10 protein-coding genes and 1 pseudogene are annotated in these 16,447 nt (G+C 50.2%); all 11 read right to left on the bottom strand.

The features are described from left to right. Positions 1–13: 13 nt before the first annotated feature. Entirely contained in the window at positions 14–1,873 is a 1,860-nt protein-coding gene (locus tag KQY15_RS10380; RefSeq protein WP_372449318.1) for a PAS domain-containing sensor histidine kinase, read from the bottom strand. 27 nt (positions 1,874–1,900) lie between these two features. Then, positions 1,901–2,395 (bottom strand): annotated as a pseudogene (locus tag KQY15_RS19290) (GAF domain-containing protein); the annotation flags it as partial. Positions 2,396–2,434: 39 nt separating this feature from the next. Next, positions 2,435–4,867 carry a sensor histidine kinase gene (locus KQY15_RS10375; protein ID WP_217669127.1) on the bottom strand — a complete coding sequence of 811 codons (2,433 nt, stop codon included), beginning with the start codon at positions 4,865–4,867 and terminating at the stop codon, positions 2,435–2,437. A 32-nt stretch (positions 4,868–4,899) separates the two neighbouring features. Further along, positions 4,900–5,277, bottom strand: a complete 378-nt coding sequence (locus KQY15_RS10370; protein ID WP_217669126.1) for a response regulator — start codon at positions 5,275–5,277, stop codon at positions 4,900–4,902. Between the two features lie 41 nt (positions 5,278–5,318). Beyond that, on the bottom strand, positions 5,319–8,072 hold the full coding sequence (locus KQY15_RS10365) for an FAD-binding and (Fe-S)-binding domain-containing protein (RefSeq protein WP_217669125.1): 2,754 nt from the start codon (positions 8,070–8,072) through the stop codon (positions 5,319–5,321). Positions 8,073–8,177: 105 nt separating this feature from the next. Then, complete coding sequence (locus KQY15_RS10360) at positions 8,178–9,791, bottom strand: NADP-dependent glyceraldehyde-3-phosphate dehydrogenase (protein ID WP_217669124.1); 1,614 nt, start codon at positions 9,789–9,791, stop codon at positions 8,178–8,180. Positions 9,792–10,051: 260 nt separating this feature from the next. After that, a complete protein-coding gene (locus KQY15_RS10355) occupies positions 10,052–11,008 on the bottom strand; it encodes a sugar kinase (protein ID WP_217669123.1) in 957 nt (318 codons plus the stop codon). A gap of 10 nt (positions 11,009–11,018) precedes the next feature. Continuing rightward, positions 11,019–11,675, bottom strand: a complete 657-nt coding sequence (gene eda, locus KQY15_RS10350) for a bifunctional 4-hydroxy-2-oxoglutarate aldolase/2-dehydro-3-deoxy-phosphogluconate aldolase (RefSeq protein ID WP_217669122.1) — start codon at positions 11,673–11,675, stop codon at positions 11,019–11,021. After that, entirely contained in the window at positions 11,675–13,141 is a 1,467-nt protein-coding gene (locus KQY15_RS10345) for a mannitol dehydrogenase family protein (protein ID WP_217669121.1), read from the bottom strand. Before KQY15_RS10345 ends, eda begins: the two co-directional genes overlap by 1 nt. Before the next feature lie 179 nt (positions 13,142–13,320). Beyond that, on the bottom strand, positions 13,321–14,760 hold the full coding sequence (gene uxaC, locus KQY15_RS10340) for a glucuronate isomerase (RefSeq protein WP_217669120.1): 1,440 nt from the start codon (positions 14,758–14,760) through the stop codon (positions 13,321–13,323). A gap of 60 nt (positions 14,761–14,820) precedes the next feature. After that, positions 14,821–16,377: a UxaA family hydrolase gene (locus KQY15_RS10335; RefSeq protein WP_217669119.1), complete on the bottom strand. Its 1,557-nt coding sequence runs from the start codon at positions 16,375–16,377 to the stop codon at positions 14,821–14,823. Positions 16,378–16,447 lie beyond the last annotated feature (70 nt).

Here is a 16,447-nt window from a genome sequence, read left to right as displayed (position 1 = left end):
AATTCATAACTTTTTAATTTATAGTAACTCGCTTTGCCGGCAGTGCAAAGTAAAAGGTCGTACCTTTACCCGGCGTTGAATTAAACCCGATGCTGCCACCCATCTGCTGTACTAACTCTTTGCAAATAGCCAGGCCTAAACCGGTGCCGCCGCTTTGCCGCTGATTTGAACCATCGGCCTGAGCAAAGCGCTGAAAGATTTGACCATGAAATTCCGCAGGTATACCTGAACCATAATCGGTAATTTGAAACAGCACATCGTCATTCTGCCGCTTAACACTTACAGCAACCTTAGTGTCTGGCGGCGAAAATTTAATGGCGTTAGACAGTAGATTGGTCACCACTTGTTGTAACCGCAGTGAGTCGGCCTGCACCATTAATCTTTCTGCTAACGGTTGCAGTTCTATACAAACCTGCTGTTGGCTGGCAAATGGTTGCAAATTGTCTATTGCTTGCTGTAACTCAGCCTGCACAACCAGTGATTGAATATTAAACGGCATTTTACCAGCAGCGAGTTTCTCAACATCCAGCAAATCATTAATTAAGTGTGCCAGACGTTCACAATTGCTATCGGCGACATCCATTAATTTTTGCATAGTGGCTGGCAACTGCCCCAACTTACCAGAGTTAAGTAAGCCAAGTGCACCTTTAATGGCGGTTAACGGGGTTCTGAGCTCATGGCTGACAGTCGAAATAAAAGCATCTTTCATCTGCTGCAATTGCATCCGCTCAGTCACATCCTGCACCGAGCCAACCAGTATTTGGTCAGGATTTTCGTGCTGTGGCAACAACCTCGCCAGCTCATGAACCCAGCGAATACTGCCATCCGAACGAATAATCCGATGCACTACATCATGCAGGCCGCTTTCCAGAGAACGCTGCTCACTGGCCGCTACCAAAACCCTGTCTTCCGGGTGTAAAGTGCTTTTGAACAAGGCAACGCTGGGGGTGATATTTTCATCAAAACCAAAAATCTTATAAATTACCGGTGACCACCACAGCTCACCAGTAATTAACGATGCTTGCCAAAAACCAATTAATGCCGTTTCACTGGCCATTTCCAGCCGTTGCTGGCTAAGCTTGTATTCCTTATTGAGCCGCTCGAGCTCTAAATAATGCTGCTTGCTATTGGTAATATTTTCAATATAACCATGCCAAAGTGTGCTGCCATCTGGCATACGCTCAGGAGTAGCACAACCTGACAACCAGATTGTTTTTTTATTATCTAAACAAACCCGATACTGATGTTGCCACAGTGACAAGCTTGCGGCCGATTGAGCAATACTTTGTGTCAGACCTGCTAAGTCGACCGGGTGAATTTTATTAAAAATGATAGCAGCATCGTCTTTTACCTGCTCAGGCATAACACCATAAATTTCTTGAATATTGTCACTGGCATAAGGAAAACAAGCCCGACCATCAGGCCACTGCTGATACTGATATACCACACCCGGAATATTAGCCAGCAGATTTTTGAACTGATCGCGGCTGGCTTTTATGTCCAATTCGGCTTGCTTTTGCTCAGTAATATCGGCATGGGTGCCATACATCATCAACGGCTTATCATCTTTGGTCCAGCTGATAACTCGCCCGCGGTCATGCACCCATACCCAATGGCCGTCTTTATGTTTCATTCGGCATTTACAATCGTAAAAGGGTAACTGCCCGGCAAAGTGCAGTTCTAATAAACGACCCGATTCTGGTAAATCATCAGGATGGGCCAAGCCAAGCCAAGTGTTAATATCGACGGGTGCCAGCTCATCCAGGGTATAACCGACAATCTCTGCCCAGCGTTCGTTAAACACAGTTTCACCAGTTTGCACATTCCATTGCCAGGTACCAATACGGGTACCTTCTAACACGGAACGATACATCAGCTCACTGGCAGCCAATTGTTGATGAGCTTGTTGTTGCAGCCTGTCAACAATCTCCTGTTCAACAACGTTAGCAAACTGTCGCAACATTCGCCGCTCACGCTCGCTTAACCGACGAGGCTTAGGATCAATAATACACAAGGTACCAATGCGATGACCGTTAAAATGCAATGGTGCACCAGCATAAAAGCGAATTAACGGGCCATCGGTAACTAACGGGTTATCTGCAAACCTTTTGTCGTTACTCGCATCAGAAATTTCGAAAATATCATCGTCTAAAATGGCATGGCCACAAAAAGAAATATCCCGGCCAGTCTCACAAGCTGCTAGCCCCTGGCGAGACTTAAACCACTGCCGATTTTTATCTACCAGCGAAATAAGTACTATTTCTGTACCCAGGCATTGCTGCACCAGGCTGGTTATGCGATCAAATCTGGGTTCCGCTTCAGTATCTAACAGGGCAGAGTCAAAAAGCGCAGCTAGTCTTGGAGCCTCATTTTCTGGTATTTGTGGTTGTTGCATACGCCCTGCTTTTGTTGTTTAAGTACTTCGCTATATCCATTAACCGGCTGGCTCTGTTACAGTTTGGCTAAAAGTGAGCCAGAATGTTGAGCCTTGCCCCAGTTGAGAATTAAAACCAATTTCGCCACCCATTTTTAATGCTAATTCTTTGCTGATTGCCAGCCCAAGCCCGGTACCACCATGCTGGCGGTTACTGGCTGCATCACTTTGCGAAAAACGATCAAAAATTCGCGATTTAAAGTCATCTGGTATACCCAAACCCTGGTCAATTACTTCAATCTTAACCTGATCCCGCAGCTGAATTAGCCTCACTACAACCGTGGAACCCTCTGCAGAAAACTTAATAGCGTTAGAAAGCAGGTTATGTAAAATCTGAATAACGCGTGCTGCGTCAACAGCAGCATATAAAGGTGCTGACGCTAATTCGGCTGATAGTTTTACCTGATATTGGTCAGCATAGCTCTGAATTGCCTGCAGCGCCTCCTGAACTAATGGCAACATTGGTTGCGACAGCATGTTGAGCTGCACTTTACCGGCCAGCAACTTTTCCATGTCCAGTAAGTCATTAATCAAAATTGTTAATCGCTGGCTGTTTGCTTCCGCCACCTGCAAAAGCTTATCCACTTTGGGCGGCAGTTCCGCCAGCACCCCTGAGTTCACTATTCTCAATGAACCATAAATAGAGGTTAACGGCGTGCGCAATTCATGGCTGACAGTAGAAATAAATTCATTTTTTAGTTGCTCATTACGTTTTCGCTCTGAGATATCTTTGGCAATCCCCAGATAGCCACTAATCGTATTATTGCCATCAATGATAGGCGTTACGGTTAGTTGCACCAACACCTTCTGGCCATCTTTACGCACATAGTGCCATTCCCAGCTTTCACTGCCTTTTTGCTCCGCTACCACCACGAACGCCTTAAAACCCGAGACTGGCTGTTTTAGTTCGTGCGTTAACTGCAACGCTCTTTGCTGAACCTCGTCAGCCACATGCAATAGTGCCGGCGTTTCTTTGTTTACCAGCTCTTCGGCACGATAGCCCAGTAATTTTTCAGCGCCATAGCTAAAATAGGTAATGATACCATCAGGCGCGGTCGCAATTATCGAAAAGTCCGACGCCGCCGCTAATATCGCCTCTAGCTGGCTGTTGCTCTGCTGCAACTGTAAAGTGCGCTCGGCTACTTGTTGTGATAACTCAGATTCATTCGCCTTGCTCAGGGTAAACGCCTGCAGCAACTCATTGCTCATCAGGCTTAAGCTTCGTGCCAGGCTGTCATATTCTGCCACATTACTGGGAGGGATTTCTGTGCGGCTACCTGCAGCAATGTGTGTTTTCAGTTTTTCGCTGGCCAGCGCCAGACGATGCAACGGTACACTTATTGCCTTGCTTAGCCAGTTTGCAACAACAGTAACCAACAATAAAAAGCTAACTAATAAAATTAGTTGCCTGGCACTATCATGCTCGAGTCTGGCCATTACCTCAGTTGCACTTTGTTCAATAACAATAGCACCAATGCCAGTTAAGCCTGATGGATAGGCCACCAGGATAAAACGACTTTGTTGCCAGCGTTTTAGCAAAGGCGTTACCCCTTCAGGTTGCCAGTGAAAAAACCCAGAATCAGGCAAAATAGTATTGACCAGATCTACACTTGCTATTGTGCCGGCTTTACCAAGAGCATTGCCACTGTCGTCAAAAACCATCAACCCAGCACTTAACTCAGGTAACATTATGTCAAGTAATTCGGATATGCCGGCGTCGTTTGCGGATTGAGACTGAGCCTTGAGCTGAAGTTGCTTTTGCAACATACCGGCGAGTAGTTGCAGCCTTTGTTCAACACTATGCATATACTCTGCCTGCAGCTTGCGGGCATCTAACAATAACGGTACACAGCCGGCGAATAGCGTTAATGCGATTAAAATATGAAATAGCAGCTGACGTAAACTTATCAGCGGCAATGCCAGATAAGGACTTGCCCAGCGCTGCGACTGCAACAGCAAGATGACTAAACTGGCCAACAGCGTATTAAACATACCATTAGTCATTTGCTTTAGCGCAATAAGTAATGCTGCCTGTCCATTTGTATTGAGCCCAAAGGTATAAAATAACGTTACAGCTGGCACGCCAACCACCACCCAGAAAAGCAGGTCCTGCTGCACCAGATTAAGGCCTTTTTCACGGCGCCAGCGCCAGCACAACCAGATAATCTCAGCTGTAAAAACCAAAAAGGCGTAAGGGTGGTTCCAAATGAATAATGTTACTGCAGCGGCAGCCATACCAACCAGAACTGCTGCGGTGCGCCCCAATACTAACAGTGCCAGAACCGCAAAGGTTGAACCAAAGATAAACTCGACGCTAAAAAACAGGGGTAGCCTGGTGAAATTTAACCCCACAGCTGCTATCAGAAAAAGGCCCAACAACAGATACCAAAAGCGGGGTTTGGTGTTGATATGTTGCTTAATAGCAAAAAGCATTATGCTTACCCTCGAACCCAGGCGCTGAAACGTTATTGTTTTTGATAAAGTCGACGCAGCGTATCACCCAGCTGCATTGGTTCAAACGGTTTTTCAATAATGCCAACGGCGCCTGCATCTAAGTAACGCTGCTTCTCCGCCTGTTGTATTTTTGCTGTCATAAATACTACCGGAACTTTTGTCAGGCTGGGGATCTGACGCAATGCCAGCAGAGTTTGCAGGCCGTCCATTTGCGGCATCATCACGTCTAGCAAAATAAGTTGTGGTGCGAAATCCTCTGCCTGCGCCAGCGCACTCTGACCGCTATCACAGCTTAACAATTCGAACCCAGCAACATCCACCAGGGCAATTTCTGCCACAGCACGGATAGATTCGTCGTCCTCTACATGCATTATTCGCTCTAAGTCCATCCTGACTATTCCTCAAGTCTCTGATTAGGGAGTAATTATCTTTACATCTTATCTGTATCGCTGCAGCTATCCAATAAATAAACAATATGCTGATATTCAATTCCGCTGTGGCGCGATAAACCAATTTCACAGGTACGACTGGTTGACACCCCCCGTGAGCACTCACTTACCTGGGCAGCCAAACCAGATAATGCCGCGGCATTCAGTTCAGGCAATATAAAACCCTTATCACCGGCAAAGCCACAACAACTGATGCCCTCCGGCATAACCACCTTGCTGGCGCATGCAGCAAGCAATTGCTGCAATTTTGTCGCCTGCCCCAACTGGCTGGCACTGCAGGTAACGTGCAGCGCAACTGGCTCATGTAACGGGGTAACAGACAACTTTGGCAGCACCTTATCAAACAGAAAATCGACACTATCGATAATCGTCAGTCGCGGGTCCAGTTTGCCTTGCAAAGTTAAACTGCAGGGGCTGCTGTCGGAATAAACTGGGATCTGACCCCAATTACTTGTCTCCAGCAACCATTGATTGAGTTCATTTTGCTTAAGCTTTGCCGCCGCAAACTGGCCCTTAGACTGAAATGGCATACCGCAGCACTGATTGGCGATGCCATCTGGCACAATTAACTGATAACCGGCTTTGGCCAGTAAGTCAGTACTTACCTGCAACAAGCTGCGGTTATCCTGACTATTTGCTTGCGGCGCCATCACCCGGCTACTGCAACTGGCCAGATAAATCACCGGTTTCAGACTACTATCAACAGCGCTTACGCCAGCAGTATTTGCCGCCGGCATCGCGCTGTGCCAGCCCGGTGTTATCGCACTTAATCGGTGACCGAGCTGCAAGCCGGTGCGGGCAATAGCACTGAAACCGGCAAAATGGCTGGCAATAAACTTAGCCAAACCCTGCCAGCGAGCATTGTTGTCAGCGCGAAGGGCCCGGGTTAAATCGCCGGTATTAATGCCAACCGGGCAGGCGCTACTGCACATACCGCAGGCGGCGCAGGTATCATTGCCAGCATATTGATAACTTTTATTTAATGCCTTAAGCCGTTTTGGATCGTTGCCACTGTGCTGCAGGCGCGATATTTCGCGTTGGGTCACAATGCGCTGGCGCGGTGTCAGGGTTAAATTGCGCGACGGACACACCGGCTCGCAAAAGCCACATTCAATGCATTTATCTACCAGCGGGTTGGTCGCCGGCAGCGGTTTCAGGTTTTGCAAATGCAGCTGCGGGTTATGGCTTAGCACCACATCCGGGTTCAGAATATGCTGCGGGTCCAGCAGTTTTTTCAGTTGCCACATCAGCTGATAGGCATCTGCCCCCCATTCTAATTCGACAAAGGGCGCCATATTGCGGCCAGTACCATGCTCGGCTTTAAGCGAACCGCCAAACTCCACTGCCACTAACTGCGTGACGTCCTGCATAAAATTATCATAACGCGCTATCTCGGCCGGGTCGTCAAAACCCTGAGTAAACACAAAATGCAGGTTGCCTGCTAAGGCATGGCCAAAAATTATCGCTTCGTCATAGGCATATTTGGTAAATAATTGCTGCAGCCGGGCGACACCGTCGGCAAGTTGCGGCAGCGGAAATGTCACATCTTCAATAATCACCGTGGTGCCAGTTTGCCGCACTGCGCCCACAGCCGGAAAGGTGCCCTTGCGAATGGCCCAGAGCTGGTTGTATATGGCTGGATCGGTACTGAAATCGACCTGCTGCTCCAGCTCAAATTCCTGCACCACCGCCCTTAATTCTGCCAGTTGCCTTTGCAAAGCCTGGGCGGATCCTGCAGTGCTTTCAATTAGTAAAGCACAGGCGCCATCCGATACCTGTTTTATCCATCCCGGCATACCGGCTTTGTGCTCAACCGAGCGTAAACTGCGCCGGTCCAATAACTCTACAGCAGATACCGGCAGCTGCTTTAATACTGTTACCGCCTGACAACAGCTGGCTACAGACGGAAACACCAGTAAGCCGCTGGCCCGGTTCGGATAGTCCGGCACAGTGTTATACGTGACAGCGCTGATAAAACCCAGGCAGCCTTCAGAGCCAACCATTAAATGAGTCAGAATATCGATAGGGTCGGTAAATTCAGTTAAGGCATTAAGTGAGAAACCCGTAGTGTTTTTTAAACGGTATTTATGGCTGATTTTGGCGCAGAGTTCTTTGTCCTGCCGGGTTTGCTCGGCCAGCAGCGCCAGCTCTGCCAGCAAGCGGGCATGGCTTTGCTTAAATGCGGCAACACTGGCACTATCTTCGGTATCCAGCACAGTGCCATCGAATAACACCAGGCGCATTGCTGCCAGCGTATTAAAGCTGTTATGGGCAGTACCACAGCACATACCGCTGGCATTGTTAGCGACAATGCCGCCAATTTTACAGCTGTTGATCGACGCTGGATCCGGGCCAATTTTACGCTGAAATTTACTTAATACACAATTGGCCGCGGCGCCGATAACCCCGGGCTGCAAACGTATTTGCTCACCTAAGCCCCGCACCTCGCGCTGCTGCCAGTTCTCACCCAGTACCAGCAACACTGAATCGGTCACCGCCTGGCCGGATAAACTGGTACCCGCCGCCCGGAATGTAATCGCCACCTTGTGCTGATTGGCCAGCTTTAGCAGCGCCACCACCTCAGCCTCAGATTCTACCCGAAGTACTAATTTTGGTAATAAGCGATAAAAGCTGGCATCAGTGCCATACGCCAGCGTAGCGATAGGATCGTCAAAATAACGCTCAGCGGGGATCAGCTTTTTAGCAGCAAGGCTAAACGCAACAGGTAACGCCACAACAAAAATCCCCTGAAAACTTGCTTATGACTATTTAGTAACAGGTTTTGCCGGTTTTGGCTATGCCCTGAGCGCCAGGGCATAGCAAGTTTTTCCCCGGAACAGTTAAAACAAAAAATCCGTTGCTAAAAAGTTCGAGCTGCGGGCTTTGACCATTTGCTTAACAAAATCCACGTCGCTATCCTGATATTTGGCCGCGACCAGGCTAGGGGTAGAGAACTGACGCAGCGCATCTACCACCGACAAGGTACCTTCGGCCGAGTCTTTGCGGCCGTTAAATGGAAAGCTGTCAGGCCCACGCTGACACTGGCTGTTGATATTAATCCGCCCGACCTGATTGGCAAAAATATCGACCAGCTCGCCTACTTGTTGCGGGTCCTGACCAAAAATACTCAGCTGCTGACCAAAATTGGAGTTGACTACATAATCAATCACTTCGCTGATATCATCAAAAGGCACCACCGGCACCAGCGGCCCGAATTGCTCTTCGCTGTATAAGCGCATATCGCCGCTAACTGGGTAAAGCACGGCAGGCTGAAAGAACGATGCGACAGTTTGGCCACCGTCCGGGTTTTGCAGTTTGGCGCCTTTACTCAGTGCATCTTCAAGCAATTCAGTTAAAAAGCCGGTTTTACCGGGCTCTGGCAGCGGGGTAATAGTTACTCCGGCTTGCCAGGGCATGCCTGCGGTTAATGCCGATACGGCCTTGGTTAATTTGCTGACAAACTCATCAGCAATACTGCGCTGCACAAACAAAATTTTTAGAGCGGTGCAGCGCTGGCCATTAAACGACAAGCTGCCGGCGACACACTCTTGAATAGTGCGGCTCATGTCTGCATCCCCCAGCACGATGGCCGGGTTTTTCGCATCCAGCCCCAGCACAGCGCGCAAACGGTGGGGTTTGGGGTGCATCCGTTTTAAGTCGCTGGCGCCTTTGTTGGTACCGATAAAAGCAAATACATCAATTTTTCCGCTTGCCATCAGAGCGCCGACGGTTTCGCGGCCCCGGCCATAAATAATATTAATAACCCCAGCCGGGAAGCTTTGTAAAAAGGCCTGCAGTAACGGCTGAATAAGCAGCACACCATATTTGGCCGGTTTAAAAATCACGGTATTCCCCATAATCAACGCCGGAATTAAGGTAGTGAAGGTTTCATTCAGCGGATAATTAAACGGGCCCATACACAGCGCCACGCCAACCGGCACCCGGCGAATTTTGCCCAGGCTGCCCTGTTCAATAATAAAGTGGCTGGCATCGCGGTCTTGCTGCTTTAAGGCAGCAATGGTATCGCGAATATAATCGCAGGTGCGGTCAAATTCTTTGGCGGCATCGGCATAAGGTTTGCCAATTTCCCACATCAGCAGGCGCACCACTTCGTCGCGCTGCAACTGCATTAAACCCAGAAACTTTTCAACATGCTGGATCCGCTCCAGCACGGGCATGCTCGGCCAGGCACCACGGCCTAAGTTGTAGGCTTTAACCGCGGAATCCAGCGCAGCTAAGGCGGCCTGTTCGTCCAGTAATGGCGTGTGGCCCAATAATACCTGGGTCAGGCTGTCGCCATCGCGAATATGCACCGGGCTTAGCACCGGGCTAAGCTCCCCCTGCCAGCTTAACAGTTCACCGTTAATCAGGTATTCGCGCTGGGTGATCAGGGCGTTGTGGGCAAACTGCGCCGGTATGTCGGCCGCTTGCGGAAACAGTGTTGCTAAACTCATGCTTTGCTCCTTCTAACAATAATATTGCCTTGGTTGTTAGTCAGGGTCAGATGTACCGCTCGTCCGGCTTTTGCTGGATCTTTTTGTTTAATTTTGGTTGCAGACTTCACAGCTAAGGGAACGCAAAGACGTCGTGAATACTTCCCTGTAGACTCCTCTGCCGCTTCCCTGCGGCAGACGCTTTGCTATACCCTTAGCTGCTTCGCTTTGATAATTCGACGACACGCCAATCGTTCGAAGTGATGCCGGAAAAAGCTTTTTTACTTCACAAAACTGGATGGCCGGTGCTTGGCCCAAAAGCCATTAAAGTGCTCTTTGCTGACAATGGCCCCGGTATGCTCTACCACAAAGCCCGCCAGGCGGGCGGCAAACTTCACTGCCTGCTGCGGGGCAATCCCACCAAGGCGGGCGGCTAAATAACCGCCATTAAAAGAGTCCCCTGCTGCGGTGGTGTCCACCACTTTCTTCACCGGGTGGGCAATGGCGCTAAAGCATTCTTGTTCAAAGCGGCCGTTAATGCCGTTCTTGCCGTCTTTGACAATGATTTCCGCCACGCCCAGCTCGGTTAACTGCTCCACCACCTGATCGGTTCGCTCAGCCTCAAACAGCACTTTATGGTCATCCAGCCCCGGTAAGGCGATATCAGCTAAACGGTATGCCTGAACAAAGGCCGCTTTAGCGGTATCGGCATTGGGCCACAGCGCCGGCCGGTAATTTGGGTCAAATGCAATCTGGCTGCCATCCTGCCTTAGCTGCTCTATCAGGGTAAATAAGGTGGTGCGGTCAGCATCGGATAAAATGGCCAGGGTTATGCCCGAAAAGTAGAACATATCGCAACCCTTTAGCGCCTCGTAATTACTCTGTGCTGAATAACACTGCATAACCTGTTTTGCTGCCGAATTATCCCGCCAATAGACAAAACTGCGCTCACCAAAGGCATCGGTGTTGATCATATACAGGCCAGGACGGGCGGATTTGCTGCGAAGCATCAGTTTGGTATCAATTTTTTCGCGCTCCACTGCCCGCACCAGCTTGTCGCTAATCCGATCGGTACCCACGGAGGTGAAAAACTGCACGTCTACGGGTACTTCGCAGGTGCGCTTTAAATACACTGCAGTGTTAAACACATCGCCGGCGAAATTCTGGTGATAGACATTATCGACCAGCTGGTAAAGCTCGACCATACACTCGCCCATAATCACAATTCGTTTGCTCATTCATTCCTCCTCAGGCAGCCGCTTTCAGTTTAGTAGCAATAGCGGTAGCCTGGGCGGCCAGCTCACTAATTTGCTGCCAATGCCCGGCTTTAACCAAAGCAGCAGGAGTTAACCAGGTACCACCTGCTACAAATACATTGGGCAAAGCCAGAAAATCTGCCAGGTTATGCTGACCAATGCCACCAGTAGGACAAAAGCGTACTTGCTGAAAAATACTGCTCAGCGCCCTTAACATTTCTATGCCGCCTGATAAATGCGCCGGAAAAAACTTCACTTCAGTTAAGCCATATTCAAAGGCCATGGCAATTTCGGACGGGGTAGCCACCCCGGGAGCAAATGGCAGGCCGCAGTCAATCATCGCCTCCAGCAGTTTAGGGGTACTGGCCGGGCTGACCAGAAACTGAGCACCGGCCGCTTTGGCGGCTATCGCATCCGCAGCGGATAAAATAGTGCCTGCACCCACCAGTAAATCCGGCAGCGCGTTACGAACCGCGGCAATACCTGCCAATGCCTCTTTGGTACGCAACACCACTTCTACCGAGCCAATACCGCCGGCACTCAGGGCTTTGGCAATATCCACTGCCTGCGCCGGGGTATCGGCCTGAATAATAGGCAGTAATGCCGGGCCTTTTACTACGCCAGACAAAGGTAAAGGTAACGATGACATTAACGCGCTCCTGCAACTGCCGCAGGCGTGGCCTGACGGGTAACAATATGTTGATAGGCAGTAGCCACTGCCTGCTGAAATTCGGGGTTTAAGCTGAGCTCTGGCGGGAACACCGTATCCACTGCCAGAAATAACGGCACGTCAATCTGTGCTTTGCCGCTGCACTTTGCAGCAACGGCGAGCAATGGCTCGGCTAATGGGTCGACCAGCTTTTCATTATCGTTATAACGCTTAACAATAAAGCGGCACCAGGCAGCAATCGCATAAGCCAGTTTGGCGATAGGTTGGCCTTGGGCCAGATTGTCAGTAATAGCCGGCAATATTCGCATCGGCAGTTTTTGTGAGCCGTCCCAGGCGATTTGCGACAGCAAATGACGAATAGCCGGGTTACGAAAGCGTGCCAGAATATCCTGGCTATACTGCTTAACATCCAGCTCTGCCGGTGCTTTGAAAGATGGCATCAGCTCATCTGTTATCATCTGTTCGACAAGGCTTACCAGCTGCTGGTCCTGCATGGCGTCATACACGGTTTCATAGCTGAGCAAACTGCCAACATAGGCTAAGGTTGAGTGTGGCGCATTTAGCAAACGCAACTTGGCTTTTTCAAAGGCACTGACATCCTGGGCATAAATCACCCCGGCTTGCTGCCAGGCCGGACGGTCGGCAGGTAAAACATCTTCAATTACCCATTGTACAAAGGCTTCGCGCTTAATTGGCCAGTTATCCTGTACTCCCAACAGATCAGCGACCTGGGTTTTAATGGCATCGTCGGTGGCCGGCGTTATGCTGTCAACCATGGTGCAGGGGCAAATCAGCTGCTGGGCCAGCCAGTTGGCGACCGTGGCGTCTTTCTGCTCAGCATAAGCGATAATGGCCGCCCGCAGTTTATGGCCATTATCCGTCAGGTTGTCACAGCTAATCACGCAAAATGGCGCGATATTGGCCTGATAACGCACCGAAAGCGCACTGAATAGCATGCCTACAGCAGTAATCGGCTGCGCCGTGCCGTTTAAATCCTGCTGAATTTGCGGATGGCTTAGATCCAGTTTGCCGGCATTATTCAGGCAGTAGCCTTTTTCGGTAATAGTCAGCGTAACGTACTTAGTAGTGGCTGCCGTTAAGCGGGCCTGTACTTGCTGGTATTGCTCGCTGGCAATTAAGACTTCTGCGACAGAGCCAATCACCTGATAGCTTTGTTCAGCGTCGAGCACCGCCAGAGTGTACAGGCCATCTTGCGGGCTTAGCGCCTGGCTGACATCCGGAGATCGCATAGAAACGGCACTAATGGCCCAGTCGCCGCCAAATTGCAGCGCCTGCTCGGTATACCAGGCCTGATGACCACGGAAAAAGGCGCCGGGGCCAATATGAACGATACCAATTTGTGGTTGCTGTTCTGCCAGCCGGTAGCCGGGTATCGGCAGCTTGCCGTTCAGGCTGGCCAGGGTTTGATTGTTTAGTTGCTTCATAAGATGCCTGTGTCTGATTTTGCTGTTCAGGCTGCACTCAGTAACAGCACACAAAGACGCCGTAGACCCATCCTTGGGGGCTCCTCTGCCGCATCCTTGCGGCAGACGCTTTGCTTAGCTGTTACTGAGCTTCGCTTGCGATTTTAGCGAAATGCCCCGGTCTAATATCCTGTGAAACCTTATTTCAACTGATACGCTTTTTTCACTAAGCCATACGTCAATTCATAAGCCAGCTCATGGGCTTCGTTTTCCGTTAACCGGTGTTCTGCTACTAAACCGGCCAGAAAGCGACAATCGATGCGCCTGGCGACATCGTGCCGGGCCGGTATCGATAAAAAGGCCCGGGTATCGTCGTTAAAGCCAACAGTGTTATAAAAACCGGCGGTTTCGGTTACCTGATGCCTAAAACGTAACATGCCTTCGGGGCTATCGTGGAACCACCAGGCAGGGCCCAGTTTTAAGGCCGGGTAATGGCCAGCCAGCGGCGCCAACTCGCGGGCGTAAGTGGTTTCGTCCAGGGTAAATAAAATTATATTCAGGCTCGCTTCGTTGCCATATTTTTGCAGCAACGGCTTTAAGTTGCTGACAAACTCGGTCGGGCTTGGAATATCGGCACCTTTATCCGGGCCAAAGCGTTCAAAAATCACCTGATTATGGTTGCGATGGGCGCCCGGGTGAATTTGCATCGTCATACCATCCTGCAGGCTCATGCCAGCCATTTCGGTCAGCATCTGGCCGCGGAACAGCTCAGCATCAGCAGCGCTGGCTTTACCGCTTAAGCATTTGGCAAATAACGCCGCGGCATCGCTTTCGCTTAAATCAGCAGTTATCGCACTGGGATGACCATGATCGGTAGCGGTAGCACCATGCTCACGGAAAAACGCCCGCCGCTTCCGTAGTGCTGCCAGGTAGCCCGGCCAGCTTTGCGTATCTTCGCCTGTTAGTTCGCCCAGTTTTGCGACATTAGCCGTAAAATCAGCGCGGTCGGCATCCACTACGTCATCCGGCCGGAAGGTAGTTATCACTTTATGCTCATAACCACTGCCTGTTAATTTGGCATGGTGCTTTAAGTCATTTAATGCACCTTCGGTGGTGGCAATCAGTTCGATATTAAAGCGGTCCAGCAGGGCGCGGGGCTTAAACTCCGGCTTAGCCAGCTGCGCGTTGATACTATCGTAATAGTGATCAGCAGTTTGCTCGCACAGGCTGTCGGTTAAACCAAATACTTCAGAAAATACGCTATCAAGCCAGATCCGCGACGGCGTGCCTCGAAACAGGTAATAGTGTTTGGCAAAAAGTTGGAAAATTTTACGATAGTCGCTTTCAACCACTGCACCATCTTTACGGCGAATGCCTAATGCTTCCAGTTTAATGCCCTGACTGTAAAGCATGCGGAACACGTAGTGATCAGGCAGCAGCAACAGGGCGGTGGCATTGTCAAAATTAGCATCATCGGCAAACCAGCGCGGATCGGTATGACCATGCGGGCTGACAATCGGTAAGTCTTTAATATGCTTATAAAGGCGTCTTGCAATATCGCGCTGTACAGGATCTGACGGGAATAGCCTGTCGGGATGTAATACTAATGGCTGTACCTTTTTCTTTGCTGAATCTGTCATAATAAAATCCTGTTGTACTGTTATCAATGTCTTAGCGCTTTTGCCGATGCCTGAAAAAAATTACAGTGTCACGCCATTTTTCCAGATGGCGATTTCGCGATTGTCTGTCTGTTCATTGCGGGTCGATTTTCCTGACGCCACTTCCAGCAGGTAGCTGAAAAACTGCTGGCTAAACTCGGTAGCGTCCTGGCCTTTTTTCAATAAGCCACCGGCGTCATAATCAATCCATTGCGGTTTACGAGCGGCCAGCACCGAATTGGATGAAATTTTCACCGTTGGTGCCGGAAAGCCCAATGGTGTGCCGCGTCCGGTAGTAAATAGCAACAAGGTTGCGCCGGCTGCGGTTAGCGCCGTGGATGACACTGCATCATTGCCGGGCCCTTCCAGTAAGGTTAAGCCGCTATTGCTGGCCATTTCACCGTAGCGAATAACCTGCCGGACAATGGCAGATCCGCCCTTCTGAATTGCGCCCAGCGATTTTTCTTCCAGGGTGGTTAAACCGCCATCTTTATTGCCCGGGCTGGGGTTTTCATACACCGGCTGCTTGTTGTCGACAAAATACTGTTTAAAATCGTTTACCAGGGTAACAATGTCGCCAAACACCTTTTCATCGGCGGCGCGGGCCATAAACACCTGTTCAGCACCAAACATTTCCGGGGTCTCGGTAAGCACCACTTTACCATTGCCTGCAGCCACTAAATCGGCAATCCGGCCCACTAACGGGTTAGCGGTTAAGCCGCTTAAACCATCCGATCCGCCGCATTTCATGCCAACCACTAAGTCAGATACCTGACAGGCGCTACGTTTATCGTGGCGCATTTGGGCGACCAGTTCTGCCACAGCTTCCAGGCCCTGTTCTATTTCATCTTCCACCTGCTGGGCATTAAAAGAGCGGATGCGGCTGTGATCCACCCCAGGGCTGGCGGCCAGTAACTTACTTAACTGATTGTTCTCACAACCCAGCCCCATTACCAGCACGCCACCGGCATTCGGGTGCTGAATTAACCCCGCCAGCAAAGTGCGGGTATTGGCTAAATCATCACCCAGTTGCGAGCAACCAAACGGATGGGTAAAGGCATGAATACCGTCTATTTCGCTGCTATATAGTTTGCGCGCCTGCTCGGCCACCCGCATGGCGGCGCGGTTAACACAACCAACGGTGTTAATAATCCACAATTCGTTGCGGGTCCCCACTTTGTCATTAGCCCGGCGGTACCCCATAAATTCGGTCGGCAACCCGGCGGGGAAGCTTAACGTCGGCGCCTGACAGCCGTCGTACTTATAATCAACCTGGCCGCTTAATAAGGTCGCCAGATTATGCGAATGAATATGCTCGCCCACCGCGATATCAGCGGTGGCGGCACCAATAGCAAAGCCGTATTTAATGACCGGCTCGCCTTTGGCAATAGCACTAAGCGCTACTTTATGGCCGGCCGGTACATCCTGCTTTGCGCTGATATGCTGATATGGCGCAGCCAGAGTGGTGCCAGCGGCCAGCGGTTGCAATGCCACCAGCACATTGTCACGCGGGTGCACCTGCAGCAGGGTTAATTGCTCGCCCGGATCAGCCGGTGCGTTTAGCGTAACGCTACAACCTGGTTTTTGCTCTGTGTTCATAATTTAGCCTATCTCTGTTTTGTCTAGCGGTGGCAAATAGTTTATAAAAAATTGCGGTCTTCCAGCCTGT

This window comes from Arsukibacterium indicum (assembly GCF_019100565.1).
In the GTDB taxonomy this organism is placed as follows: Bacteria; Pseudomonadota; Gammaproteobacteria; order Enterobacterales; family Alteromonadaceae; genus Alishewanella; species Alishewanella indicum.
The sequence above is the reverse complement of the archived record's forward strand: the minus strand, read 5'-3'. Positions and strand labels throughout refer to the sequence as shown.